Origin of the sequence: Roseovarius sp. EL26 (assembly GCF_900327775.1) — a bacterium.
Lineage (GTDB): Bacteria > Pseudomonadota > Alphaproteobacteria > Rhodobacterales > Rhodobacteraceae > Roseovarius.
In genome coordinates, this window is the sequence record NZ_OUMZ01000007.1 from 15,239 (window position 1) to 37,758 (window position 22,520).

Annotated in this window: 24 protein-coding genes; 9 read left to right on the top strand and 15 right to left on the bottom strand. The window is 52.2% G+C overall.

The features are described from left to right. Positions 1-3: 3 nt before the first annotated feature. Positions 4-198, top strand: coding sequence for a 4-oxalocrotonate tautomerase (locus D9A02_RS07830; RefSeq protein ID WP_120500457.1), 195 nt, complete (start codon positions 4-6; stop codon positions 196-198). A gap of 9 nt (positions 199-207) precedes the next feature. Further along, the gene (locus D9A02_RS07835) at positions 208-984 is read left to right on the top strand and encodes an alpha/beta fold hydrolase (protein WP_120500458.1); all 777 of its coding nucleotides are present in this window, start codon (positions 208-210) and stop codon (positions 982-984) included. 7 nt (positions 985-991) lie between these two features. Here D9A02_RS07835 and D9A02_RS07840 read toward each other — a convergent pair whose 3' ends face one another. Further along, positions 992-3,454, bottom strand: coding sequence for a CoA transferase (locus tag D9A02_RS07840; RefSeq protein ID WP_120500459.1), 2,463 nt, complete (start codon positions 3,452-3,454; stop codon positions 992-994). Between the two features lie 111 nt (positions 3,455-3,565). Between D9A02_RS07840 and D9A02_RS07850 the strand changes: the two genes are divergently transcribed. Continuing rightward, positions 3,566-4,507 carry a LysR family transcriptional regulator gene (locus tag D9A02_RS07850; protein WP_162933002.1) on the top strand — a complete coding sequence of 314 codons (942 nt, stop codon included), beginning with the start codon at positions 3,566-3,568 and terminating at the stop codon, positions 4,505-4,507. A 129-nt stretch (positions 4,508-4,636) separates the two neighbouring features. Continuing rightward, complete coding sequence (locus D9A02_RS07855) at positions 4,637-5,230, top strand: hypothetical protein (RefSeq protein ID WP_120500460.1); 594 nt, start codon at positions 4,637-4,639, stop codon at positions 5,228-5,230. Positions 5,231-5,234: 4 nt separating this feature from the next. On the opposite strand, the gene D9A02_RS07860 is transcribed toward D9A02_RS07855, so the two are convergent. Beyond that, positions 5,235-6,446 (bottom strand): alpha/beta fold hydrolase, encoded by a 1,212-nt coding sequence (locus D9A02_RS07860; protein ID WP_120500461.1) that lies wholly within the window; start codon positions 6,444-6,446, stop codon positions 5,235-5,237. Positions 6,447-6,580: 134 nt separating this feature from the next. Then, positions 6,581-7,924 carry a dimethylsulfonioproprionate lyase DddP gene (gene dddP / locus D9A02_RS07865; RefSeq protein WP_120500462.1) on the bottom strand — a complete coding sequence of 448 codons (1,344 nt, stop codon included), beginning with the start codon at positions 7,922-7,924 and terminating at the stop codon, positions 6,581-6,583. Positions 7,925-8,168: 244 nt separating this feature from the next. On the opposite strand from dddP, the gene D9A02_RS07870 reads away from it, so the two are divergent. Then, complete coding sequence (locus tag D9A02_RS07870) at positions 8,169-8,498, top strand: arsenate reductase family protein (RefSeq protein ID WP_120500463.1); 330 nt, start codon at positions 8,169-8,171, stop codon at positions 8,496-8,498. 132 nt (positions 8,499-8,630) lie between these two features. Here the strand turns inward: D9A02_RS07870 and D9A02_RS19185 are convergent, their stop codons facing one another. Continuing rightward, positions 8,631-8,780, bottom strand: a complete 150-nt coding sequence (locus D9A02_RS19185; protein WP_162933003.1) for a hypothetical protein — start codon at positions 8,778-8,780, stop codon at positions 8,631-8,633. A 257-nt stretch (positions 8,781-9,037) separates the two neighbouring features. Between D9A02_RS19185 and D9A02_RS07880 the strand changes: the two genes are divergently transcribed. After that, complete coding sequence (locus D9A02_RS07880; protein ID WP_254054584.1) at positions 9,038-9,553, top strand: hypothetical protein; 516 nt, start codon at positions 9,038-9,040, stop codon at positions 9,551-9,553. 141 nt (positions 9,554-9,694) lie between these two features. Here D9A02_RS07880 and D9A02_RS07885 read toward each other — a convergent pair whose 3' ends face one another. Beyond that, entirely contained in the window at positions 9,695-9,997 is a 303-nt protein-coding gene (locus D9A02_RS07885; protein ID WP_120500466.1) for an SH3 domain-containing protein, read from the bottom strand. A 174-nt stretch (positions 9,998-10,171) separates the two neighbouring features. Then, on the bottom strand, positions 10,172-10,597 hold the full coding sequence (locus tag D9A02_RS07890; RefSeq protein ID WP_120502436.1) for a tellurite resistance TerB family protein: 426 nt from the start codon (positions 10,595-10,597) through the stop codon (positions 10,172-10,174). Positions 10,598-10,713: 116 nt separating this feature from the next. On the opposite strand from D9A02_RS07890, the gene D9A02_RS07895 reads away from it, so the two are divergent. Then, the gene (locus D9A02_RS07895) at positions 10,714-12,288 is read left to right on the top strand and encodes a lysine--tRNA ligase (RefSeq protein ID WP_120500467.1); all 1,575 of its coding nucleotides are present in this window, start codon (positions 10,714-10,716) and stop codon (positions 12,286-12,288) included. On the opposite strand, the gene D9A02_RS07900 is transcribed toward D9A02_RS07895, so the two are convergent. The 5 genes from D9A02_RS07900 to D9A02_RS19190 all read right to left on the bottom strand — a co-directional run bounded on the left by D9A02_RS07900 (position 12,285) and on the right by D9A02_RS19190 (position 16,092). After that, positions 12,285-12,947, bottom strand: a complete 663-nt coding sequence (locus tag D9A02_RS07900) for a DNA-3-methyladenine glycosylase I (RefSeq protein WP_120500468.1) — start codon at positions 12,945-12,947, stop codon at positions 12,285-12,287. The two genes, D9A02_RS07895 and D9A02_RS07900, sit on opposite strands and share 4 nt — an antisense overlap. Positions 12,948-12,952: 5 nt before the next feature. Further along, on the bottom strand, positions 12,953-13,813 hold the full coding sequence (locus tag D9A02_RS07905) for a glycosyltransferase family 32 protein (RefSeq protein WP_120500469.1): 861 nt from the start codon (positions 13,811-13,813) through the stop codon (positions 12,953-12,955). Between the two features lie 62 nt (positions 13,814-13,875). Next, complete coding sequence (locus tag D9A02_RS07910) at positions 13,876-14,736, bottom strand: glycosyltransferase family 32 protein (RefSeq protein WP_120500470.1); 861 nt, start codon at positions 14,734-14,736, stop codon at positions 13,876-13,878. A gap of 151 nt (positions 14,737-14,887) precedes the next feature. After that, positions 14,888-15,931 (bottom strand): DUF563 domain-containing protein, encoded by a 1,044-nt coding sequence (locus D9A02_RS07915; RefSeq protein WP_120500471.1) that lies wholly within the window; start codon positions 15,929-15,931, stop codon positions 14,888-14,890. Then, the gene (locus D9A02_RS19190; protein WP_162933004.1) at positions 15,928-16,092 is read right to left on the bottom strand and encodes a hypothetical protein; all 165 of its coding nucleotides are present in this window, start codon (positions 16,090-16,092) and stop codon (positions 15,928-15,930) included. The genes D9A02_RS07915 and D9A02_RS19190 overlap by 4 nt, the downstream gene beginning before the upstream one ends. A gap of 184 nt (positions 16,093-16,276) precedes the next feature. Between D9A02_RS19190 and D9A02_RS07920 the strand changes: the two genes are divergently transcribed. After that, complete coding sequence (locus D9A02_RS07920; RefSeq protein WP_120500472.1) at positions 16,277-17,044, top strand: WecB/TagA/CpsF family glycosyltransferase; 768 nt, start codon at positions 16,277-16,279, stop codon at positions 17,042-17,044. Positions 17,045-17,291: 247 nt separating this feature from the next. Here D9A02_RS07920 and D9A02_RS07925 read toward each other — a convergent pair whose 3' ends face one another. Next, complete coding sequence (locus D9A02_RS07925; RefSeq protein WP_120500473.1) at positions 17,292-18,203, bottom strand: polysaccharide pyruvyl transferase family protein; 912 nt, start codon at positions 18,201-18,203, stop codon at positions 17,292-17,294. A gap of 313 nt (positions 18,204-18,516) precedes the next feature. Then, positions 18,517-20,322, bottom strand: coding sequence for an ABC transporter ATP-binding protein (locus D9A02_RS07930; RefSeq protein WP_120500474.1), 1,806 nt, complete (start codon positions 20,320-20,322; stop codon positions 18,517-18,519). Positions 20,323-20,759: 437 nt separating this feature from the next. On the opposite strand from D9A02_RS07930, the gene D9A02_RS07940 reads away from it, so the two are divergent. Continuing rightward, positions 20,760-21,410, top strand: a complete 651-nt coding sequence (locus D9A02_RS07940; RefSeq protein WP_120500476.1) for a peroxiredoxin — start codon at positions 20,760-20,762, stop codon at positions 21,408-21,410. Between the two features lie 27 nt (positions 21,411-21,437). Here D9A02_RS07940 and D9A02_RS07945 read toward each other — a convergent pair whose 3' ends face one another. Next, positions 21,438-21,764 carry an AzlD domain-containing protein gene (locus D9A02_RS07945; protein WP_120500477.1) on the bottom strand — a complete coding sequence of 109 codons (327 nt, stop codon included), beginning with the start codon at positions 21,762-21,764 and terminating at the stop codon, positions 21,438-21,440. Then, positions 21,761-22,480, bottom strand: a complete 720-nt coding sequence (locus D9A02_RS07950; RefSeq protein WP_120500478.1) for an AzlC family ABC transporter permease — start codon at positions 22,478-22,480, stop codon at positions 21,761-21,763. Before D9A02_RS07950 ends, D9A02_RS07945 begins: the two co-directional genes overlap by 4 nt. Between the last annotated feature and the right edge of the window lie 40 nt (positions 22,481-22,520).

A 22,520-nucleotide genomic window follows, 5' to 3' on the forward strand; every position in this document is an offset into this window, starting at 1 on the left:
CGAATGCCGATCATCCGAGTGGAAATGTTCAAAGGCCGTAGCGTCGATCAAAAACGCGCTTTGGTGCAGGAACTGACTGAGGCGTTTGTAAATGCCACAGGCGGCACACCCGAAAGCGTGCATGTGGTGATCACCGATGTCGATAAGGGCGATTGGGGATCCGGTGGCGCGCTGTGCTCGGACAAATTTCCAGACTGAGGTGATGTGATGAGCGATATCATAGACTGCGAATATACGGTTCAGGGCGATGGCCCGCCGCTGTTTCTGATCCACGGCATTGGGGCCGCGCGCAACACATGGGCCAAGGCACTACCTGAGCTGACGCCGCATTACACGGTCATCACCTATGATCTGCGTGGGCACGGGGCGTCACCTTTGCCCAAGGGCGAATTTGGCCTTGATGAGCTGGTCAATGATTTGGAGCGGCTACGCGAACGCACCGGGTTTGAAGATGCGCATTTCGCGGGTCATTCTTTGGGTGGAATGATCGGCCCGGCCTATGCGTTGCGCTATCCTGATCGGGTGCTGTCGCTGGGCCTCTTATCTACTGCGGCCTTTCGCACCGAAGATGACAGTGCCAAGGTCTGGGGAGTGGTCAAGGCAATGGAAGATAAGGGTATCCCCCAAATTCTGCCCACGCTTACGGATCGCTGGTTTACCGATGATTTTATCGCCAACCATGGCGATGTGGTCGAACGTCGCCTGCAACAGGTGATTGGAACTGACCCAGATATTTTCATGAACGTCTTCCGCATCTACGCGGGCACCGAAATGGCCCCTTGGTTGCACGAGGTGATGGCGCCATCTTTGGTTTTAACTGGTGAAAATGATGGCGGCTGCAATCCGCGCCTAAACCGCCAGATTGAGGCCGCCCTGCCAGATTCCGACTTGGTGATCATGGACGGTTATAAACATTCGCTGTTGCTGGAGGCCGGGGATCAGGTTGCCCGGCATCTGCATGCCTTTATCAATGAGATATCCTGATCGGGGATTATTCCGGCAGGTAATTTTCTGACCAGTTTTCCCCGGCAGCACCGGTTTCGATCATTTCGTTGATCTGGTCGGATGAATACCCCAGCCGTATTAGAATATCGTGCGTGTGCTGGCCGTATTTTGGCATCGGGCCAGGGATGGTGATGTGTCCGGATTGTGATCGCACCGCGTTGGGCGCAACTAGATCACACCAACGTCCCATCGGGTGTTGATCGTGTCGAATGACCCGGAATGTGGACTGCGTGAGATCGATGTTGCCGCCACTTTCCAATTGCAAAGACGCGTCGCGCGTTTGATGCAGTGAGGCCAATGGCACAACTGTGCTGGACCCTTGTGCAAAGGCCGCACGCCAATGGATCAATGGCTTGGTTTTGAAACGTGCTGCCAAGGCAGGTTGCAGTTCATCCTCGGGCACATTTACCAGATCTGCGGTGTCAGGGCATTGCGCTAAAGCTGCAAATCGCTCCGTTGGGGCGGCAAAAAACATCCATTGATCCGCGGCCTCATAGCAGTGGTAGAATGGCCCCCAGCCCAGAGCCTCGCGCCCTGATGGCTCATCAAATGGGGCGCGGGTTTCATAGTCATACATAAATTGTGTCTGTATCAGGTTGCCCGCCCCCGCAAGCGAAGCGCGCGCAATGCTGCCTTTGCCGGTTTCGCGCAGCCGTAATAGCGCGCCGCCCAAGGCAATACAGGCGCAAAACCCGGTTAACACATCAATCGTGCCAAAGTGGGCGTGCTCTTCGGGTGTTTTCATGCTGCCACCAAAGCGGGTCATGACACCCGTCGCAGCCTGCGCCAGATCATCATAACCCAGGTGGTCAGATTTAGGCCCGCGCAATGGCCCGCCAAAGGCATCAAGCTGCACCAGAATAAGGCGCGGATTGAGGACCTCTAGCCGCTCAGGCGATAGCCCCAATTTATCACGTTGCTCATCCGTGCCGTTCATGGTGATGACGTCGGTCTCGGCAATTAGCTTGCTCAGAGCCTCTTGACCTTCGTCAGTGCGCAGATTGAGCAGAATGCTTTCCTTGCCGCGCTGCGCATGAATGCCGAACACAACTGTATTCCATGGATCAACCGAAGGCTCAACTGGCTGCACCAGTGTAACATCGGCGCCGTAACGCGCCAGAGTTGAGCCAATCGTTGGGCCGGCGATCACATTGGTCAAGTCCAATACATTGAGGCCATCGAGCCAGCCTTTGCCGGTCTGTGTGGAGCCAGAGGGCCGCTCTGGTTCGGAAAGGAGCGCCGCAAGATTTGCAGGTCTGATATCCGCTTTTTGAGCTGCGGCACCATCTTCCGAAATCCAAGCCACATTGCCCATTTGGCGCATGATGCCGTGACGGGTGGTTTCAACTTCCAAGATCAGGCCAGAGGCGAGAGCGTGTGGATCATTGAGCCATTCCTTGGTGAAGCGCTGGGCGGTCGCTGGGGCCTTGGCTGTGCCGAACAGCTCCTCCCATACGTGGGCCGGTTTGGTCAGAAACGCGGCTTTCATTGCCGACGACACACGCGCGCGATCAGATGCGCCGACGGGATAATTACGCATAGACCATTCTGCAGGCCAATCTGCGGTGTCCAGGTAGGCCGAAAAATCGGGCAGCTCATCGGCTAGATCCTTAAGCCCCAAAGTTTCCAGAACACGGTGTGGGTGCGTCGCGACTGAGCCGCTAACTACATAGAATCCGCGTCCATCGGCACAGGTATAGGTGCGATAGAAAGGATCAAGGAATTCAGAGAGTTCCTCGAACTTCAGGTTCATCGGCAACCCTTCGGCCGCGCGGCGATCCAGCTCCACCTCGCGTGGAGATTTGTAACGTTCTGGATAGTCTTCGATCTGCTCGCAATTGTATATCAATCCTTCCAGCAAAGCAGCTGCCAGCGGTACCTCTATGTGGTCGCCGCCATTTGTCTCGCGCGCATTCAGCGCGAACAACACCGCCATTGCGCCGAAACTGGACCCGTATGCCGAAGCGAGCGTCAGCGGCGTGAACGACGGGTTGATGCCCATCAGGCGGCGATTCAATCCCATGTCGGTGAATTGCCCGGTATAAGCGGCAATCACCGCCTCCCATGCGGGAATGTCGGCCAACTCAGTATCAGTTGAGGCAAAACCGGGCATGGAGAGATAGATCAGTTGGTTGTTGAGGGCGCGCAGAGCTTCAGGCCCCAGGCCTAATCGATCCATTACGCCAGGACGGAAGTTTTCAAGCACGACATCTGCGCGTTTGACCAGTTCGATTGCGGTTGAGTGGCCTTCTTCTGATTTTAAATTCAGGGTCAGAGGCTTTTTGCCGCGCGATAGCATATCAAAGGCCGGATCGTCGAAGGCGGGCCCGTTGGGCGGATCTATCCTGATGACCTCAGCTCCCATATCGGCAAGCATCATGCCAACCAGCGGTGCGGCCAGATACTGGCCAAAGTCCAGAACGCGTATATGAGAGAGGGGGCGGTTCATGTCGGAGCTTCCAATCATTGTTCGAATTTTGGTAATTGCATCGCTCAGTTTAGCCATCGGGACGTAAGCAATAAACTGGACATAATTCTATGCATTGGATTACATTTTGTTATGGAAACGCATACCCGCACATTGACCGGATCACTTAATGCCTTGTTGGTGATGGAGGCCGCTGTACGGCATCAGGGGTTTTCACTGGCAGCTAAAGAGCTGAACCTCAGCCAGCCTGCTGTGTCACGCCATATCGCGACCTTAGAAAGCCGGTTGGGCTGTGCGTTATTCCACCGGGATCACAATAAAATCAGCCCGACAGAGGCCGGGCAGAAGCTGGCAGATGCGGTGGCGTTGGGTATTGGTCATGTCGCGTCTGTCTGGCAGGAGGTCATGACGCAAGAGGATGAGCCTGGCGTGGTTCTGGCCTGTAGTTACGGTTTTGCAGACCAGTGGCTGATGCCCCGGTTCTCAGAGTTACGCAAAGCCATGGATGGCATTCCAGTGCGGGTGATTACTACGGATCAGATGAGTTATCTGGATTTCCGGCGCATTGATGCGGCGGTTGTTTGGGATGTCACGCGGATTGCAGATCGGCCTTTTGTGCCCTTGATCCGGGACGAAACCTTTCCAGTGTGCAGTCCTGATTTTCTGGCGCGTCATAAGGTTTCAATGTCAGAGGAAGGCCAAATTGACCTGTCTCAACTGGATCCGAATGATTTTTTACATTTTTCTGTCGGGGATTCAGGGTTTCTGACGTGGCGCAGTTATTTCACACGGGCTGGTCTGACGATGCCTGTATTTGGTCAACCGTCACCCTATGACGCTTATCCATTTTTGATGCGTGCGGTATTGAACGGTGAAGGTATCGCGTTGGGTTGGCATGGGTTGGTGGACGATCTCTTGGATAGGGGCGATATTTTGCGCGTCGGGCCAAGCCTGTCCAGTCGTGAGACATCTTATTACTTACAACACCGTGCCATAACAGAATCATCACCTGCGGTTGTGTGTTTGGTGGGTTGGTTTGAGGCCGAGGCCGCTAAATTTCGCTGCAAAACCTGAGAAATAGCGCTTTTTAATGCCTCTTGAATGCAAGTGCGTGCAAAAGTTTCAACATAAATTCACCTCAGCCGTATTCTTGCCGTTTTCAACCCTGAGATTGCAACCGGGGATAAGGACACGGAGTCGGCGATGCAGCAATCTGAAGTTTTGGGAGATCTGGACTGGCGGTCCGTCATGATGTTCCCTTCGGCCCTTGGAGTGACAGCGCGGGAACGACCAGAGCGTTTCCGCCTTGAGGCCATGACCGAAGTCACCCTGCGTTTGGCTGGGGTGTTTTTTATCGTGGGCGCCATCATGCTGCAAGCCTTGTTGCCAGACAATGCCTCGGCTCAGCTGGTGAGTTCAAGTCGTTCACTTTCCTTGATTTCCGTGGCGCTGGGATTGATCATTTTTGCCTATGGCACCCGTGGGTTTCGCCACCAAATGCGGTTGAATATCATGCAGCGGACGTTGGAATTGACCCGCATCAACATCAATGATCAGGGGCGGGTCTCTCGGACGATCAGCATTGATGACATTGAGAGCTTCTATGTTGTTCGCCCAACAACCCCGAAAGGCAATGCCAAGTTGTATGTTCGCACGCAGACATCGGGCACACCGTTTTTCGTGATTGGGGGGCAGCAGGACGAGATCGAGCGCCTACATCAGGAGATGTGCAGCTCGATTGCCGTTGCACAAAAAATGGGGGCTCAGGCCCCCGCGCCGGATCTGGTCAAGGCGTAACAGTTCAGCCCATTCGGGTTTCCACAACAGAGCTACGCTCTAGCGTGCGGTGTACCGGACATTTGTCCGCAATTTCCAGCAGCTTGGTGCGTTGATCCTTACTCAGCGGACCTTTGAGGTGGATCACCCGGGTGAATTTGTCAGCTTGAGCATCATTGCGGGCATTGGCGTCCTGAGCATGGACCTTGTTGTGGTTCACCTCAACGCTGACGTGCTCCAGTGGCCAACCTTTGCGGCGGGCATACATCCGGATGGTCATTGATGTGCAAGCCCCTAACCCTGCAGACAGAAACCCATAGGGGGTCATCCCTTGGTCAGTTCCACCATAAGCCACAGGTTCATCCGCCAGTGCATGGTGCTTTGGTCCTGAATTGACATCATGCAGAAATCCTTTGGGGTCAGCTTCAGAGACGCGGACAATGCCTTCGGGTGCGCCTGGCGGCGGTGCCGGGGGGAGCAATTGCAAATAGCGCGCACCCCACGCCGCAATCACTTCGGCGGCATATTCGGCATCAGCGGCATCCGTGATCAGATGGTCGGCGTTGTCGAGGGTGACAAAGCTTTTGGGATGTTTAGCTGTTTTGAAAATCTCTGCCGCGTTTTCAATGCTAACAGTTGCGTCAAGCGGGGCGTGTAGAACCAGTAACGCGCGATCAAGATTGGCGATGTCATCGGTCAGGTTTTCGGCTTTCACGTTTTCTACGAATCCTTGCCCTATACGGATTGGGCGACCACCTAAGATGACCTCTGCTGCGCCATCCGCTTCGATTTTCTTCAATGCGTCACCAAAATTATGGGTGACGTGGCCCGGATCAAATGGTGCGCCGATAGTTGCCACGGCCTTAACGCTGTCGATTTTACGGGCTGCTCCCAACACGGCGGCACCACCCAGTGAATGACCAATCAACATACCCGGTGCCATGCCACGTGCACTGAGCGCCTCGGCGGCCAGCAATAGGTCATTGATATTTGTGGCAAAGGATGTGTTTTCAAATTCTCCCTTTGAGTGGCCCAGGCCGGTGAAATCAAATCGCAATACGGCGATGCCGGCACCTGCTAAACGGGCCGACACCCGGCGCGCGGCTGGAATATCCTTGGAGCAGGTAAAGCAATGGGCAAATAGCGCTGTGGCCAGAGGCTGCCCCTCGGGTAGGTCAAGGCGGGCAGCAAGCTCGTGGCCAGCATGGCCGGTAAAGGTAAAGCGTTCGGTTGGCATGTTGGACCCTTTCACGGAAAGACCCACTGAACCTAGGCAAGTGCCTCGCGAACAACCAGTATTATGACCCTGCCGTCACGCGAAGGTGAAGTATGTAATAATCTCACCTTCGCCAAACTTTGTGGACGCGCGGCTTAGGCCTCGCCCATCAATGCTGGATCAAACGGGTATTTGGTCAGGTTCTCATAACCATCTTCGGTGATCAGAACCTGATCTTCCAGTTTGATCGAGAAATCACCGCCCTCAGGGCTGACCAGTGCCTCAACACACAAAACCATACCCGCTTCTAGTGGGTAATCATACGCTCCGGGTACTGCCTGATCAGGATAAGAGACCAACGGCCATTCATCACATAGGCCGACGCCGTGCATCAGGCAGCCGTATTTTTGCTTCTGGAACTGATCGTCCAGAACATGGGTGCCCGCTGTCAACTCCGGAATCATCACTCCGGGTTTGAGCATTTCCATGTTCTGCATGATATGTTCATGCCCGTGCTGCATCGCATAGATCATATCGGCTGGTGGCTTTTCATCGCCAATCCACCAGCTACGACTGATGTCGACGCAAATGCCGTAGCTACCAACCAGATCTGTATCAAAGCTGACAATCTCGTTGTTTTGCACGATGCGTGGGCCGCATTCCTGAAACCAAGGGTTGCTGCGCGGGCCTGATGCCAGCAGGCGTGTTTCGATCCATTCGCCGCCACGACGGATGTTTTCGGCGTGTAGAATAGCCCAGATGTCATCCTCGGAAACTCCCCCGCCGGGGACGTTTTCGCGTGCAAAACGTTCCATCTGGGTCACGGCTGTTTCGCAGGCATGACTGGCACAGCGCATGGCCAAGATCTCATCGGGGCCTTTGACTGCACGGCATTTCTCGGTCAGCTCTTCGCCGTCCATGATCTCGATACCCTGGGCCTCAAGCGCGCGTAGCCCGTGCAGCATGATTTTGTCGACAGCCAGACGTTTGTTGCCGGGGCTGTGTTCCTCAAGCAGAATGCGTACCTCGTTTGAGAAGATGTCCGCCGCGACGTCAATTTTATCACCGCGATCAAAATAGAACAAATCCGCGCCTGAGCGTTGCTCGCGTACCAGCGGGTTAAACTCGCTAAGGAAGGGCGAGTTTTTATAATCCCACATCACCATGTAGCCATCAGCGCAAACCAGCAGCGCGCGAAACGGGTTATGTGTGTTCCACAACTGCATGTTGGTACTGTCAGTGGCATAGCGGATGTTCAGCGGGTCGAACACCAAAACGCCGGCATAACCACGATCATTGACGAACTTCGTCAGCCGCTCCCAGCGATGGCGGCGCATTTTCTGCAGGTCAGGCAATAGTAGCCCGGCAGCTTCCCATTCCGTGAATGCCAGTTGCGTCGGGCCAATCTCGACGCGGTTTTTGTCGTTCGGGGTGTTGTCACCAAGAGTGTCCCCTTTGGTTGGGTCGATTTTGCGTGCGTCACGGTAGTGGGTGTTCATGGCTGGCGTCCTAGCTGTTTGAAAGTAACCTGCATGGTGGATTTCATTCGCGCGCGTCGGAATGCGACATGGGAATGTGTCGTGTTTTTGAATGGACCGGAGGGAACTGAGAGTTGTTCCAACGACAGTTTAAGGTCGAAAGCGTGTGATATACGCTGTACTCGAACAGTAGTAGCCGCAAGCTTGTTGATTTGGCTGCCCTAATGCACGAGATTGCCAGAACATCGCTAAGGGAGATTGCGACATGATAATCTATGGATTGAGCACCTGCGCGATTTGTAAAAAGGCCCAAAAGGCACTGGAAGCAGAGGGCAAGGATATCATCTTTCGCGATATCCGAGCTGACCCACTGAGTGAATCAGAGCTGTCTGAGCTGATTACCGAGTTCGGAGATCGGCTCGTGGACCGGACGTCGAATGACTACCGGGGGCTCAATAATTGGTTGAAAAACTCAGAGGCAGAGGCGCAGATCGCGGCCCAACCCAAGGTGATGGCGCGCCCGGTCATCCGTGATCGAGATGTGCTTTATCTCGGTTGGGATGATGCTATTCAAACAGCTGTGCTTCAGGAATAATTCCCTGAGCTGACGTTCAAGTTAGGCCTTCGAAATGCTGTGTGATGTATGAAAACCTGTGAATATCCATTTTCAGTAGCTCAGGCTGTCAATGCTGTCATCACGTCAATTTGGTTGAACACCACAGCAGGCTTAGGCTGATTTATTTTTTGCCTTCTTGCCTGTCTTACTTGGTTTTTCAGCATGCTGTCCTGCCGCGCCGTTAAGCGCTTGATACCAACCAGGTTTCTGGACAGGGTTTGCGCCTGCACGTTTTGCCTTAGGTTTTTTTGATTTAGGCACGGTGGATCCTTTCCAGATTTCAATCTGTCATAGATGGTTTGTGGCTGGATTGACACCGCCTAATCTGAATTTGGGTCAGACATTTGGCCAGATCAGGACGCAAAAGACGGCAAAGCGGACATTAGTCTCGAAAAAAAACGTGTTCCAACGCCTCGAACCTACTTTATGAACCGAGCTTTCCCAATCGAATTAATCCAATCCGCCATTATCATCCCGAACTGCATAGTTTAAGGGAGGTGGCACCTTATGGAGAATGAATGATGGAAGCTTCGCAGAGTGTGCCTGAACTGGTTGCTGCAGCGCAGGCCAGTGTAAAAGTATCAGAAGAACATGTTTCAGAAATTTTGAAACTCATGGATGGCCAGAACGCGTCTGACGCCCAAATCGAAGAACTTCGCACTGCAACTGTTGCAATCGAATTAGCTGCGGTTGATATCTTCTCTCTTTTTGAGGCGCGTATGCAGCACCATTTTAAACGGGGCCCATTTTCGCGCAAACTAAAATCATTGCTATTGGAGGCTGGGGAAATTGACCTAGCGGGTAGGGTTCAGCAATATTATTTGACGGTCAACGTTTTGAAGCATGGGAAAGGCGCGAGTTATAGAGAGTTGCTCAATGGTCCAAGCTGGCCTTTTGTTGTGACATCGGCCGAAGACGTCATTGCCGATGAAACGCGTCCAGCCGCAGGCCTTATCGATGTCAGTGTGTCAGGTTTTTTTGACGGGCTGACTAAGACCATTCTTGAGGCGCACCAGTTTCTTGAAAGCAGGTAGCTGTTTAATTGAACCCACAAGAGTGGGCATGCGGCGCGAAGTACGGCCAAGGCTATAAATGAACGATACCACCCAGGTGGAAAAGCGCTGTCTGTCGGTACCTGAAATTTACCGGCGCATCGAACGTGCGCCACCCAACAGTTACATTTTTCGCAGATACGCCCAGGAAACGTACCCCTTTAACCCGCGCGCCCGGTCCAAAGAAACGTGGCACCAACGGGTGCTACCGGTCCGCTCGCAGCTGTGAACACGTAAGACGGTTCCATTCGGTAGGCCAACGATCACGCTGTAGCCGGTTCCAGGCCCACCGCGCATTTTAAGCATATCATCATCTTCGACGCCATATACCTCGTGTTGCCCAAGCGAGGCGGCCTGTGCTGGTGCTACATGTAAAATGGCCCCCAGAAATAGCGCTGCTAGTGTGACAAAGGTGGTTGTATGCATCGATATCTCCTGCTTGTTGCCTCGACTATCATTGTAGTCTGCCAAAGCGATGAAAGGAACAGTCACACGATAATTGAACGCGACTTAGTTTAGGCCTCAGTGCTAAATGATGGGCCCGCCGATTGATGGTACGGAAATGCTGCGCGATGATGTAGCGGCGGTTCCCAGCGCGTTTCACATCGTCATATGTCGTGCGCGTGACCCGCGTTCAATCGCGGCGGCGTGCAGGCGATCGATGTTGAGCTCATAGCGGATCTCTTCCAAAATGCGCAGCTCTGCCTCGTCCAGCGTGCCATCAGCGGCGGCGACATCACAAGCCAGCGCGTAGGCGGTTTCAAACAGGGCTTCGGGCAGGTTGTCACGAACCAAGCCAAACAGCGCATCAAGCCCTTCTTCGACACTGAACAGATCGAACACGGTTTGTGCCATGACCCGCATGCGATCCAGATCGTATTTTGCGAAGATTGGTAGGTTGTTGATCGCAACCTCGATTTTGACCAGTTCCGAGGTGCGAATGGTTTCATCCGAGGCCGAAACGGCGATCATCACCACGACAAGGCAGTCCTGTGGGCTGAGAGGGTGAGGGATCTGATCGGTCATTGAAATTCCTTTCGCATCAATGTTGCGGTGCAGAATATTGACTGTGTGGGCCATGAGCAATAGGAAGCGTGCGATCTTGTGCGCGACAATACGCCAAGAAAAACCGGAGATTCCCTATGTCTGAGCTGCGCGACGCCGCCCTTCAATCCAAAGCCTGGCCTTTTGAAGAAGCCCGCCGGGTGCTCAAACGCTATGCAAAGACCCCGCCAGAAAAGGGATATGTCCTGTTTGAAACCGGCTACGGCCCATCGGGCTTGCCGCATATCGGCACCTTTGGTGAGGTGGCACGCACCGCGATGGTCAAGCGTGCATTCGAAGAGATCAGCGATATTCCTACTAAACTGGTGTCATTCTCGGATGACCTGGACGGCATGCGTAAGGTGCCGGGCAATGTTCCTAATTCAGAATCGTTGAGTGAGCATCTGCAAAAGCCTTTGACCTCGGTGCCCGATCCGTTTGGCACGCATGACAGTTTTGGCGCGCATAATAATGCGATGCTGTGCCGGTTCCTGGACACCTTTGGATTCGATTATGAATTCATTAGCTCGACCGAGTTTTATGCTTCAGGCCAGTTTGATGAGATCCTGCGCCGTTGCGTTGAGCGCTATGATGATATCATGGCGATCATGCTCAAAAGCCTGCGCGAAGAACGCCGTCAAACTTATTCGATCTTCTTACCGATCCACCCTGAAACCGGCCGGGTTTTGTATGTGCCGATGAAATCTGTGAATGTTGCCGACCACACGATCACCTTTGACGACGAAGATGGCAAGGAATGGACGCTGCCGGTCACTGGTGGCAACGTCAAGCTGCAGTGGAAACCTGATTTCGGGGCTCGTTGGGCTGCGCTGGGCGTCGATTTTGAGATGTACGGCAAGGACCATTCCACCAACACGCCGATCTATGACGGGATCTGCCGGGTGTTGGGTGAAAAAGCGCCAGAGCATTTCACCTATGAGCTCTTCCTTGATGAGAATGGTCAGAAGATTTCCAAGACCTCGGGCAACGGTGTATCAATCGATGAATGGCTGACCTATGCCAGCGCCGAAAGCCTGTCGTACTTTATGTATCAAAAGCCCAAAACCGCCAAGCGGATGCATTTTGATGTGATCCCTAAGGCCGTGGATGAATACCATCAGCAACTGCGCGCCTATCTAACACAGGATACCAAAGCGCAGCTCAACAATCCGGTGTGGCATATCCATGGCGGCGATGTACCTGAAAGCAAAATGGTTGTGCCGTTTTCGATGCTGCTCAATCTGGCCTCGGTTGCGGGTGCGGAAGAGAAAGACCAGCTGTGGGGCTATATCAAGCGTTATGCGCCTGAGGCCGCGGCTGAGACACATCCGGATCTGGATGCCGCAGCGGGCTTTGCTGTGCGGTATTACAACGATTTCGTCAAACCCAACAAAACCTATCGCGCGCCAAATGAGTTGGAGCGTGAAGCACTGCAGGACCTGCGCGATAAGCTGGCCGACTGGGATGGCCCGGCAGATGCAGAGGAATTGCAAGGGCTGGTCTTTGCCTGTGGTCGCGAACGGTTTGACCCGATGCGCGACTGGTTCAAGGCGCTTTATGAGGTTCTACTGGGGGCCTCGCAAGGCCCACGATTTGGCAGCTTCATCGCGTTGTACGGTGTCGAGGAAAGTGTGCAGTTGATCGATGATGGGCTGGCTGGCAAGCTGGGTTAAATCGACAGGGCAAGAACCTTGCTGATCTCGGTCAAGGAGCGACCAGATTGATTCATCCAGATGTTGAAGGCGGATTGCACCGCCTTCATCGCTGTTTTCGAAGTGGCAGGTTTATCGATCACCCCCTCGGCGATCAGCCGGGCGGTCACATCGCCTGAAAGCATGAAGCCGTCGCGACCGACAAAGCGCATGGCAAGCGACCCGGTATTGCCGCCAAGACGTGAGCCACGTTTTTTCAACATGTCTAGCAAGCCGATGAAATCACTTGAGGGCCAGTTGCCCAATGTGTTGTCAATCCCTCCTTCGGCACGCAATTCCAGCAAAAAAGCGGCATTGTCACGGACAGCAGCGATTTTGGTGCCATTGCGAACAATTCGGGTATCACTGATCAGGGCGTCGAATTTTTCGTCATCCATAAATGCACAGCGCCCAATATCGAAACCATCAAAAGCTGCCTCAAACCCGTCCCATTTGTTTTCGATCACTTTCCAGCTGAATCCAGCCTGAAAGATGCATTTTGCCATCATCGCCAACCATCTATCATCTGATACAGCTGCGAGCGCTTCGGCTGAAAGCGGTTTGGACAGCTTAGCTTCAACGGCATCTACGCTGCCTTTGCGGGTCACCGCGATCTGGTAGATTTCATCAAATGCCCGCATGTGCTTCATGTCTTCTTTGGGATGATTTTTCGGACATATTTGCGCAGAAATCTTCCGACCTTGCTTTGAAGCATCCGGGGAATAAACCCGTTATACATTGGATCATTCAGCCAGTGTTTCAGCCCGAATTGGTCAAGTTCTGCACGATATTCGGGGTACTCAGTCAGCAAAATCACCGTATCCCCATCGACCATGCACCTTGGACGATCAGGTAAGGGGGGTAGCATTGTGATCAGGCGATATGATGATCTCGCATCAATCTGGTTTACGCCGATTTCGTGCACTGTATTTTCGTTCCGGCCCTGAGCGAAATTTATGGCCATGCCCAGATTTCCAGGCCCGGTTATCATATAGCCGTCAAAGTTGCCGGTCTGCGCCAACGTGCGCTTCGTCGCGCGTTCCATAGCGGCTTTGATAAAAGGATGCTTTGGGGTAACGCAGATAAATCCATTGGCCACCGCATGGCGTAAAGTGGGTTCTCGCGCGGCAATGAAATGGTCTTCCGGTTCGATCAGATCCAGAAGTGGCGTCTGTGCATACATATCAACATCTGCATATACACCACCATGGAGATACAAAGCGCAATACCGCCAGTAATCAGCTTTGAACGCGCCATGTCGGATCTTATCATAGGCGGCAAGTTGTTCGCTGCCAAAGTGCGCCTCAATCAATGCGCGGCGATCATCTTTGTCATAAAAGCGATATTCGAAATCGGGGTTACCATCGATCCAGCGCGCTGCCGCATTGTACATGTTTTCGGTGACATCGTTGGTTTCAAAGGTTTGGTGAATGATGAAAGGTATGGCATGGGACACGCCCGCATTGGCAGGTGCGGTGCGTGGGGCAATGTGTTTGGGAATAATCATGCTTGTCTCTGTGCCGCCTTTGTGGCCCGTCGTGATTTTTTTATCAAATGTTGAAATATTGCTCAGATCTTCTTTGGGATGATTTTACGCACATACTTGCGTAAAAACCGCCCCGCCGTGCTTTGGCGTAAGCGGGGAATAATGCCGTTATATACTGGATCATTCAACCAGTGCTGGATCCCGAATTCTCGGAGCTCGTCCCGGTACTCAGGGTACTCAGTGAACATGATCATCGTTTCTCCATCCATTATGCACCGAGGGCGATCGGGTAAGGGCGGAAGCATCTCAAGCAGGCGATATGGCGAACTGCTATCGTAAGAATGCTGGCCAAGTTCGAAAACGGCCTTTTCATCCTGTCCGAAGTGCGAATTAACGGCCATCCCCAGATTCGCAGGACCGGTCAGCATGAAACCATCGAAAGGCCCGGTATTGGCATGAATAACGCGAGTGGCGCGTTCAAAGGCCGCTTTCATAAATGGATGCCCGGGACGTACGCACATGAAACTGTTCGTGATGCCGTATTGTAATACGGGCTCACGGGGTGCAACGAAATGATCGCTAGGTTGGATCAGGTCCAGCAGGGGGGTCAGGGTGAATGTATCTATATCAGCGTAAACACCCCCATGAAGATACAAAATACAGTAGCGCCAGAAATCAGCTTTGAATGCGCCATGTGTAATCTTGTCAAAGGCAGCCAGCATGTCACGGTCAAATTTGGTTTCGATCAATTCTCGGCAATCATCATTGTCATAAAACCGATATTCAAATTCGGGGTTCAGTTCGACCCACCGCATTGCCGCATTGTACATGTTTTCGGTGACATCATTGGTCATGAATGTCTGATGAATGATAAAGGGAATACCAAAGGTCGCCTTGTCGCCGGGGGGGGCTTTGCGTGGTGGAATGATTTTAGGGATAATCATATGCACCTCTGAAGTGTGTGTTTTTGGTGTTTCCCGCAGCGTTTTCGGGTGATGATTTGGCTGCTGATCTCCGTTGCAAACAAAAATATGCCAAGTTTGACCTGCAAATACCTTGGGGAGAAATCACCCTGTTTTGCGATAGATTTGCGCATTATGTCGCTACCTTCAGCGTCTCTAATGCAAGCTTAAGAGAAATTGGATCGACTTCAAAGTTATCGAGAGAGAATGCTCTGAATGGCTTAGTAAATGTATAGGCCGGTTCCACATATTGTGGTTTCATTTTTCCGCGCACACCGACCCAAGACATATTGGCCTGTGATGCCATTAAGCGGTACACATTGGTGATATGACCACATGGAAACAGCTCGATCAGCTTCATCGGTGGGGCGTCGTCGCTGCGATAAAGCAGTGGTGCCAGTCCCGCACCGTGAACTGCGATGACCATCTCCGCTTTCATGAAGATGGCAAATTGTTCTGCCGGGGTCAGGTCTTCGGGATAGATTGTTTCAAAGCCTAAGTGTTTCACCAGAGTCTTAATTGCGTCTGGGTTGCTTATGGCTCGCGTATTGCGGCGCAAAAGCAAGATCCGTCGCGGCATCGATTCTGAAAGTTGATCTGTGGCCGATTTCACTGCAGTTAAAACAGTTGACGTGGTAGACCAATTTGATCTGCTCGGGCGAATACTGTCCCAAGGATCAATATCGATCTCAACGCCGTCCCCCTGAATGGTGTCATCCGTTAGCCAAGGTTCAAGACCGAACATGGTAAGCGCGTTGCAAATGTAGCCGGGCGTTTTTTGCGGCAGCAGAATCAGGGCAATGTTCCACGGAATACCAAGCCGTTCGGTGACGTGGAAAAAAATCGGCAGGTGCATGTTCAGCAAATGCGCCCAGTTATGTGGGCTGTGATGCCGAAAATCAAAAACGATACGATTTTGAGGAACGGGTTGAGTGCGGGTGGGAAAAAATGAATTGCGCCGTGGGCGGGTCTGCGATTGGAAAATCGTATTTGTGCGCCTGTATTTCAACTTACCGCCTTCGGCCACACTTTCTGGTAAGTGAATGACTTCGCATCCGGGAACGATTCGGTCGACAAGATATGAGCGCGCTGAGATCAAGGTTCCGCTGGGAACCGTTGCCGCAGGGAGCTGCTCGGAATGCCATTCAGGCACTATCTGTTGACCGCTTTGTTTCATTCGTTTTTGTCACAAGTGATAAAGAAGACTGCAGGCGTATTTGTTCTCATGCCAACATAATCCGGACGCTGCATTTGGCGCAATGCCTGCCAGCCTTTAATAGGAATTGAAAGGGTGGATTGAGCAGAGTTGAGCAGGGTCACATCGTCATGAGGGTTCAAGGTCTAGTCCTGAGCGTCGTTGGTAAGGAAGGGTGCGCATGGTTGGCTTCATTGTTAAGAGGATACTCAATATTTATGCGTCGAAGCTGAGGTAAGGCTAATTAAGACAAATGACACCCACTTGCTCCTCGATTTGCTCACTGATACCTCCGGTGTATAGACCGTACCTTAAACAGGACCGCACATGGGCCGCGATTGCGATATTGACCAGAATATAAAATTCCTTTCCTTGGTGAATACCCCTGACCAGCAGGCTTTGCTTGATCAGGTTGCACGGAACTTCGCGTCTTCGAAAGGCTTTACCGTTGCGACACTTAACCTCGATCATATCGTCAAACTGGGGCAAGATGATGCATTCAAAACGGCCTATGAAAGGCATGATCTTGTTGTGGCAGATGGCAATCCGATTGTCTGGCTCCGGGGGGTCATGGGTCAGTCGGTCGATCTGGTGCCTGGATCAAGCCTGATCGCGCCTATCGCTGAGGTCGCCGCCAAAGCGAATGTGCCGATTGCTTTGGTCGGGGCAACATCGCAGACGCTTGCAACTGCAGCGGAACGACTTGAGGCACAGATTCCAGGGTTAGAGGTTCGTATCAAAATTGCCCCAAGGTTTGGTTTCGATCCGACGGGCGACGAGGCATATAAAATCGCTCAAGATCTTTGTGACAGTGAGGTAGGCTTATGTTTCCTCGCGCTTGGTGCGCCAAAACAGGAAGTTTTTGCTCCCTTTGCTGCTGATTTTGCACCAAAGTGTGGCTTTGTCTCCATTGGTGCGGGGCTTGATTTTATCGCAGGTACCCAGCGTCGTGCACCGATGTGGGTGCGCAAGTTGGCTCTGGAATGGCTGTGGCGGATGATGACCAACCCTGCCCGCCTGGCAAAAAGGTATGCGGCTTGTTTTCGGATTCTTCCGGGACTTTATCGATCTGCCAAACAGGCTAAAGTGCAATAAAGCCCATTTTGAGTTTTAAAAGTTAATAAACGTTAACTTTTTGCGTCAAAAATGTATGATGCTGCCAGAGCAAAAAAATAATACAACAGGCAAAAACATGCGGAACACCCAGAAATCGCTGCGGGCGCGATTGGTTCCTGATCAACTGATCGGTACGCGCGCGGGACTCTTCCACCTTCTCCTTACACCAAAGGGCGAGGCGATGTCGCACCCAACCCAACAGGACACTGCCGTACTTCGTGCCCCCTCAGGTTCGTTGAAACATGAACGGGATCAATCCCTTCAGACGGATGATTTCATTTTTCGCGACTAGGTTCGGTTGCCCAAACGGACAAGCCCTACGCAATGGGGTTCGTAAGGCCTCCAGGTCCGTCATGACAGAATCTGATACCATGGCTTCCAAATGTGAGAGTGAGGCATGTCGCGGTAACGTTTTAGCGGTCACGCCGAAAACATTTGCTCCTTCGTAGTAATCGAGAAATTTAACACCGTCCCCAATCAAACCTTTCCAGGACTCGATCCATAGGCAAGGCCGTCCATAGCTATGGGATAAGATGATCCCATGTAATGATGACGACAGGGTCATTTCACACGACAAGATTTGATCAATGACACTTTCCAAATCACGCCTGACATCAATGACCCTGAGGCCGGACAAATCTGCATAAGTTGCGTGCATAGCCTCATAATCAACATAGTGCGGAATCAGGCCCACTCTGAATTTGGGTGCAACTTGGGGATTGTATATTTGCGGTATTAGAATTCCGGGATCCCCGAAGGTGTTGGTCGTAGGATAGTTCAACTCTTCCAACCGTGCTTTGGAGCGGGGCCCTCTGACGGCCAGTACATTTTTAGGTCGGGGAAATGTATCTGCAGCACTGATAATTCCAGATCCCCAAATTGTGGCGGTGTTTGGGATGAGTGAATTTCTAAGAATGCTACCTGCTGAAAAGGTGGCTTTTGCCCATCCCCCCAATTGCGGCGCAAAATGCATCGGGGTCTGCCCTGTGTAGGCTTCGAACAGATATGGGCCAATCCAGTCGCCGAAATTGCGAGGTTCATAAAATGACCAGAACAGATTTCGATCGTTGTAAAATCCAGTGCGTTGCATATAGCGCATGATCCGGTTGGGGAACTTATAATCCGCACTCTTTTTCATAGCGAATACCCTTGGGTGTTATCTTCAGTGGATACTATCGCTAAAATTGATTCATTAAGAATTTGTAAACAAAGTTAAGTTGCGTGGCTGGTAGGCATGTATTTAGAGGCTAATTGGTTGCGCAGACCATATAGGGGTGAAATGCCTTTTAGCTTCCACCATTTGGTTTAAACTCTCCGTCTTCCAGACGGAAAAAGAAAATCAAAAAGTGCGCCAGAGGTCACTCATCTAAAAAAGAACAGTTTCAACTGTTTCTGTTGATCTCGCCAGCTTGAGTTGGTGGCGGTACAGTCGTGTTATCCAGCGACCACGATTATCCAGCTGAGGCAAGTTCTTTGAAATGACTGTTCTCTGATAACAATTCATCGAATGTGCCCTTGGCAATAATTTGCCCTTTATCCATCAAGAAAATGAGGTCGCAGGCTTTCACTGTGCTTAAGCGGTGAGCAATCATGATGATTGTTTTCTCATGACCAATATTGCGTACCGCATCCATCACAGCCCGCTCTGTCAGATTATCCAGTGCCGAGGTCGCCTCATCCAAAATTAACAATTCAGGATCATGATATAGGGCACGTGCGATCCCAATGCGCTGCCGTTGACCGCCGGAAAGACGAACACCGCGTTCGCCAACAATTGTCTGATAGTGTTGAGGCAATTCATCCATGACGAAGTCATGTAACGAGGCTGCCTTGGCGGCACGTTCGATTGCAGCCATGTCAATGTTTTCGGGTTCTATGCCAAAGGCAATGTTCTCTGCTACGGTGCTATCCGTCAGATAAATAACTTGCGGAACATATCCGATGCAGCGACGCCAGCTGCTAACTGTCTCGGGGGTGATGGCGGTGCCATCTATAAGGAACTGTCCGGTTTCTGGAATCAATAGCCCAAGCAGAGAATCCACCAATGTAGTTTTACCAGCCCCGGTGCCGCCGATCACCCCAATTGTTGTTTTGGCCTGTATGGAAAAGTTGACATCGTTTAACGATGGGCGCGAGGTGTTGGGATAGGAAAAGCACAAGCCACGCGCTTCCAGCGATTTTTTGAACACCATCCGTTTCTGTTGATGTCCTGCGCCGGCCTGGGCTGGATGGCTCTCTTTGGCGCTGGTGAACTCTTGGGAAATTTGATCCAGAAGCGGCTTGCTGTTGCGGATCGAAGAAAGGTTATAGTAAATCTGCTGCATCGCGGGCAGCAAGCGCATAACGGCAAAGGCAAATGTGCCCAAGATTGGAATTGCAGCCGTCAGATCGCCGCCATGGCGTGTGAGCATGAACAACATGATCGCCAACAGCATTGCAAATGTCAGTGCTTCCAGCGCGTAGCGCGGCAGCTGTCGCAATACCACAGCCAATGAATTCGCGCTGGCAAATTCAAACGAAGGTTCGCTAAAACGTTGGATATAGTGTTGCTCCAGATCCATGAGCTTGACTTCTTTAATACCTCCGGTCGCTTCATTCGCGACGCGAAACCGGTCTTTGTTGGCCTTTAATGTCCGTTGGCCAAGACGGTGCTGCAATTTGTGCAGCCCGAGGTAGATCATCACATAGCTGCCACCTAAAAGCCCCGCAGCTGTGATCGAGATAGCCGGATCAAGCACTACCAAAAAGGTGACGATCGCGAGGGCAAGCAAGCCATTTGCCATCAGTTGCAGGCAAGGGATCAACACCGATCCAACTAGACGGTGTACCTCTGCCAAAACGCTTTTGCTGATGTCTGCGCTGTTGTGTTCTAAGAACCACGAATAGGGCAGGTGCAGGTATGAGCGCAACAATCTGACCGAAATGGCATGTCCGCGCATCTCGGAATACCGGATAATAGCGTAGTTGCCGCCGGCTTTAATGATTTGTGCTATCAAGACGATCAACAAAGCTGCGAATGAGATAAACAACTGAAAGGCAAATAGCGTTGTGAAGCCGAATGTTTCGTAGGCCCAGGCCAAAGCCCCGTTATCTAGCAGAATTTGCGGTTCAGAGTAGACTTTGAGCAATACCAGAACGGTTGAAACGCCGAACACTTCTGCAAAGGCGACCACAATCAACAATATAGTTAAAACATAAAATCTGCTTCGCTCGCGTGGGCTCAGCAGGATGAAGAGCTTTTTAAATACGTCAATCATGTGGAGCCCAAAAATTTCCTGCCATGAATTAAAATGGCTTTCTGTCTCCGTTAAGGCAGATTGGTGACAGGTCCGTGTCTCTATATACCCAACAAAATGTGCCAACGCTGCGTTGATTGGTTATGTCGGCCCGTGCTGATTTACCGGTTCAGAGCAATAATGTCACGACTCAACTGATAGAAGATCGTGATTTATCCTCGTGCCGCTGAAGGTTTTAGTCCGATCCATAGGTCCTAGGTGGTAACATTTCATGAAAAACTGCCAGCATTGCTTTTTGGAGGGAAATGACGGACGATGCGCCGCAAATGATCTGGTGCAGATACGCCGCTTGATATTGCATTCCGGGTTGCCAATGGGCTTTGAAAATTGTCCAGTCTATCAGAACATGGATCATCTTGAATTGAAACAACCATAATCGCCTGGAAAGGAAAGCCAAAATGGCCCTTCGGATTAATGATACAGTTCCAAACTTCACCGCGCAGACCGATCAGGGTGAGATTAATTTCCACGACTGGATCGGAGACAGCTGGGCAATTTTGTTTTCCCACCCCAAAGATTTCACACCCGTCTGCACTACTGAATTCAGTGCGGTTGCACAGCTCAATGACGAATGGGCCAAGCGCAATACCAAGGTGATCGGCGTATCCGTCGATGGTGTGGAAGAGCATAAGGGCTGGAAAAAAGACATCGAAAGCTATGCGGGCACTTCGGCTGGTTTTCCGATTATTGCGGATGGTGCGCTTGACGTTTCCAAGGCCTATGACATGTTGCCGGCCGAGGCATACCTGCCTGATGGCCGCACCCCGGCTGATAGTGCGACGGTTCGCTCGGTTTTCATTATTGGGCCAGATAAGCAACTCAAACTGTCAATGACCTACCCGATGACAGTCGGTCGTAACTTTGCTGAAATCCTGCGGGCGCTCGACGGGTTGCAGATGTCAGGCAAAGGTGTTGCCACGCCCGCCAACTGGGTGCCAGGTGAAGATGTGATCATCCCTCCGACAGTATCCAACGAGGATGCAAAAGCGAAATTTGGCGAGTTCGAAACCATCTTCCCCTACCTGCGCAAAACCAAAGCACCAAGCTAAGCAAATTTGCTGCTGGGATGGGGTGTCCTATCCCAGCAGATACAGCCCGCCATAAAGGCTGAGCGCGCCCAATATAATTGACAAGACCACATTGCGGGTCACAAGGCTGGCCACAATCGTGACAACGGCCGCAATCATACGTGGTGCATCCAGATTGCCTCCCGTCGCTTCGGGCCAGACGACCAACGGCGCCACCAGCCCCGGCAAGACAGCGACTGCTGTATAACGTAGATGCCGCAATACCCATTCCGGCAAGGCGCGGCCACCTATCAGCCCCAGAAACAGAAACCGCATAGTGTAGCTGCCGACACCCAACCCGATGATCACCAGCCAAAGTGTGCCTTTGTCGATCATGCGCCGCCCTCGCTACGCAGGGTGGTACGGCGTTCAATCTCGGCCCCGGTCACCATTGCGGTGATGCCTGCCACCAGTAGGCCCAGATTGAAGGGCAGCCATGCAAACAGCAATGCCATCACTATAGAAACAAACGCGGCGGCCACATGCGCGCGGCTGCGCAGCATAGGCGTGATCAGCGCAAGAAATGTGATCGGCACCGCGAAATCCAACGCAAGACTGTCTGGGATGGATTCGCCAATCAAAGCACCGACTAGCGTGAAGATATACCAAAATGGGCACACCGCGGCGACGGTGCCTGAGAAATACGCCAGCTTTTGCGGCATGGTCATGTCTGGGTTGGTTTCAAACTTCAGGATCGACAGGGCATAGGATTGATCGACCAGAAAATAGGCCGCCACGGCCCGCTGGCCCAAAGTTGCGCTACCCAGATAGGGGGTTAATGAGGCCGAATACATCGCCATCCGCAGGTTCACCGCCAGCGCAGAAATCAGCACAATGATGGTTGGCACTTGATCTTCCATCAGGGCCAGTGCGGTAAACTGTGCTGCCCCAGCAATCACGGCCACCGAAAAGCTCAGCGTTTCAAAGACAGAAAGTCCCGCCTCGGTCGCGACCACGCCAAAAAGCAGGGCAAAAGGGCCCACAACCAGCAAAAACGGGGCCGCATCGCGTACACCCCTGAAGAAGATCGATTTCGTGGTTTCCGTTGGCACAGTTCGGCCCTAGATTGGCAAATAATCTACGCACCGGCGT

Bases quoted from the DNA above. Each gene is read 5' to 3' on its own strand.
- D9A02_RS07830 (WP_120500457.1), top strand. From the start codon at position 4: ATGCCGATCATCCGAGTGGAAATGTTCAAAGGCCGTAGCGTCGATCAA.
- D9A02_RS07835 (WP_120500458.1), top strand. From the start codon at position 208: ATGAGCGATATCATAGACTGCGAATATACGGTTCAGGGCGATGGCCCG.
- D9A02_RS07840 (WP_120500459.1), bottom strand. From the start codon at position 3,454: ATGAACCGCCCCCTCTCTCATATACGCGTTCTGGACTTTGGCCAGTAT.
- D9A02_RS07850 (WP_162933002.1), top strand. From the start codon at position 3,566: ATGGAAACGCATACCCGCACATTGACCGGATCACTTAATGCCTTGTTG.
- D9A02_RS07855 (WP_120500460.1), top strand. From the start codon at position 4,637: ATGCAGCAATCTGAAGTTTTGGGAGATCTGGACTGGCGGTCCGTCATG.
- D9A02_RS07860 (WP_120500461.1), bottom strand. From the start codon at position 6,446: ATGCCAACCGAACGCTTTACCTTTACCGGCCATGCTGGCCACGAGCTT.
- dddP (WP_120500462.1), bottom strand. From the start codon at position 7,924: ATGAACACCCACTACCGTGACGCACGCAAAATCGACCCAACCAAAGGG.
- D9A02_RS07870 (WP_120500463.1), top strand. From the start codon at position 8,169: ATGATAATCTATGGATTGAGCACCTGCGCGATTTGTAAAAAGGCCCAA.
- D9A02_RS07880 (WP_254054584.1), top strand. From the start codon at position 9,038: ATGATGGAAGCTTCGCAGAGTGTGCCTGAACTGGTTGCTGCAGCGCAG.
- D9A02_RS07885 (WP_120500466.1), bottom strand. From the start codon at position 9,997: ATGCATACAACCACCTTTGTCACACTAGCAGCGCTATTTCTGGGGGCC.
- D9A02_RS07890 (WP_120502436.1), bottom strand. From the start codon at position 10,597: ATGACCGATCAGATCCCTCACCCTCTCAGCCCACAGGACTGCCTTGTC.
- D9A02_RS07895 (WP_120500467.1), top strand. From the start codon at position 10,714: ATGTCTGAGCTGCGCGACGCCGCCCTTCAATCCAAAGCCTGGCCTTTT.
- D9A02_RS07900 (WP_120500468.1), bottom strand. From the start codon at position 12,947: ATGCGGGCATTTGATGAAATCTACCAGATCGCGGTGACCCGCAAAGGC.
- D9A02_RS07905 (WP_120500469.1), bottom strand. From the start codon at position 13,813: ATGATTATTCCCAAACACATTGCCCCACGCACCGCACCTGCCAATGCG.
- D9A02_RS07910 (WP_120500470.1), bottom strand. From the start codon at position 14,736: ATGATTATCCCTAAAATCATTCCACCACGCAAAGCCCCCCCCGGCGAC.
- D9A02_RS07915 (WP_120500471.1), bottom strand. From the start codon at position 15,931: ATGAAACAAAGCGGTCAACAGATAGTGCCTGAATGGCATTCCGAGCAG.
- D9A02_RS07920 (WP_120500472.1), top strand. From the start codon at position 16,277: ATGGGCCGCGATTGCGATATTGACCAGAATATAAAATTCCTTTCCTTG.
- D9A02_RS07925 (WP_120500473.1), bottom strand. From the start codon at position 18,203: ATGAAAAAGAGTGCGGATTATAAGTTCCCCAACCGGATCATGCGCTAT.
- D9A02_RS07930 (WP_120500474.1), bottom strand. From the start codon at position 20,322: ATGATTGACGTATTTAAAAAGCTCTTCATCCTGCTGAGCCCACGCGAG.
- D9A02_RS07940 (WP_120500476.1), top strand. From the start codon at position 20,760: ATGGCCCTTCGGATTAATGATACAGTTCCAAACTTCACCGCGCAGACC.
- D9A02_RS07945 (WP_120500477.1), bottom strand. From the start codon at position 21,764: ATGATCGACAAAGGCACACTTTGGCTGGTGATCATCGGGTTGGGTGTC.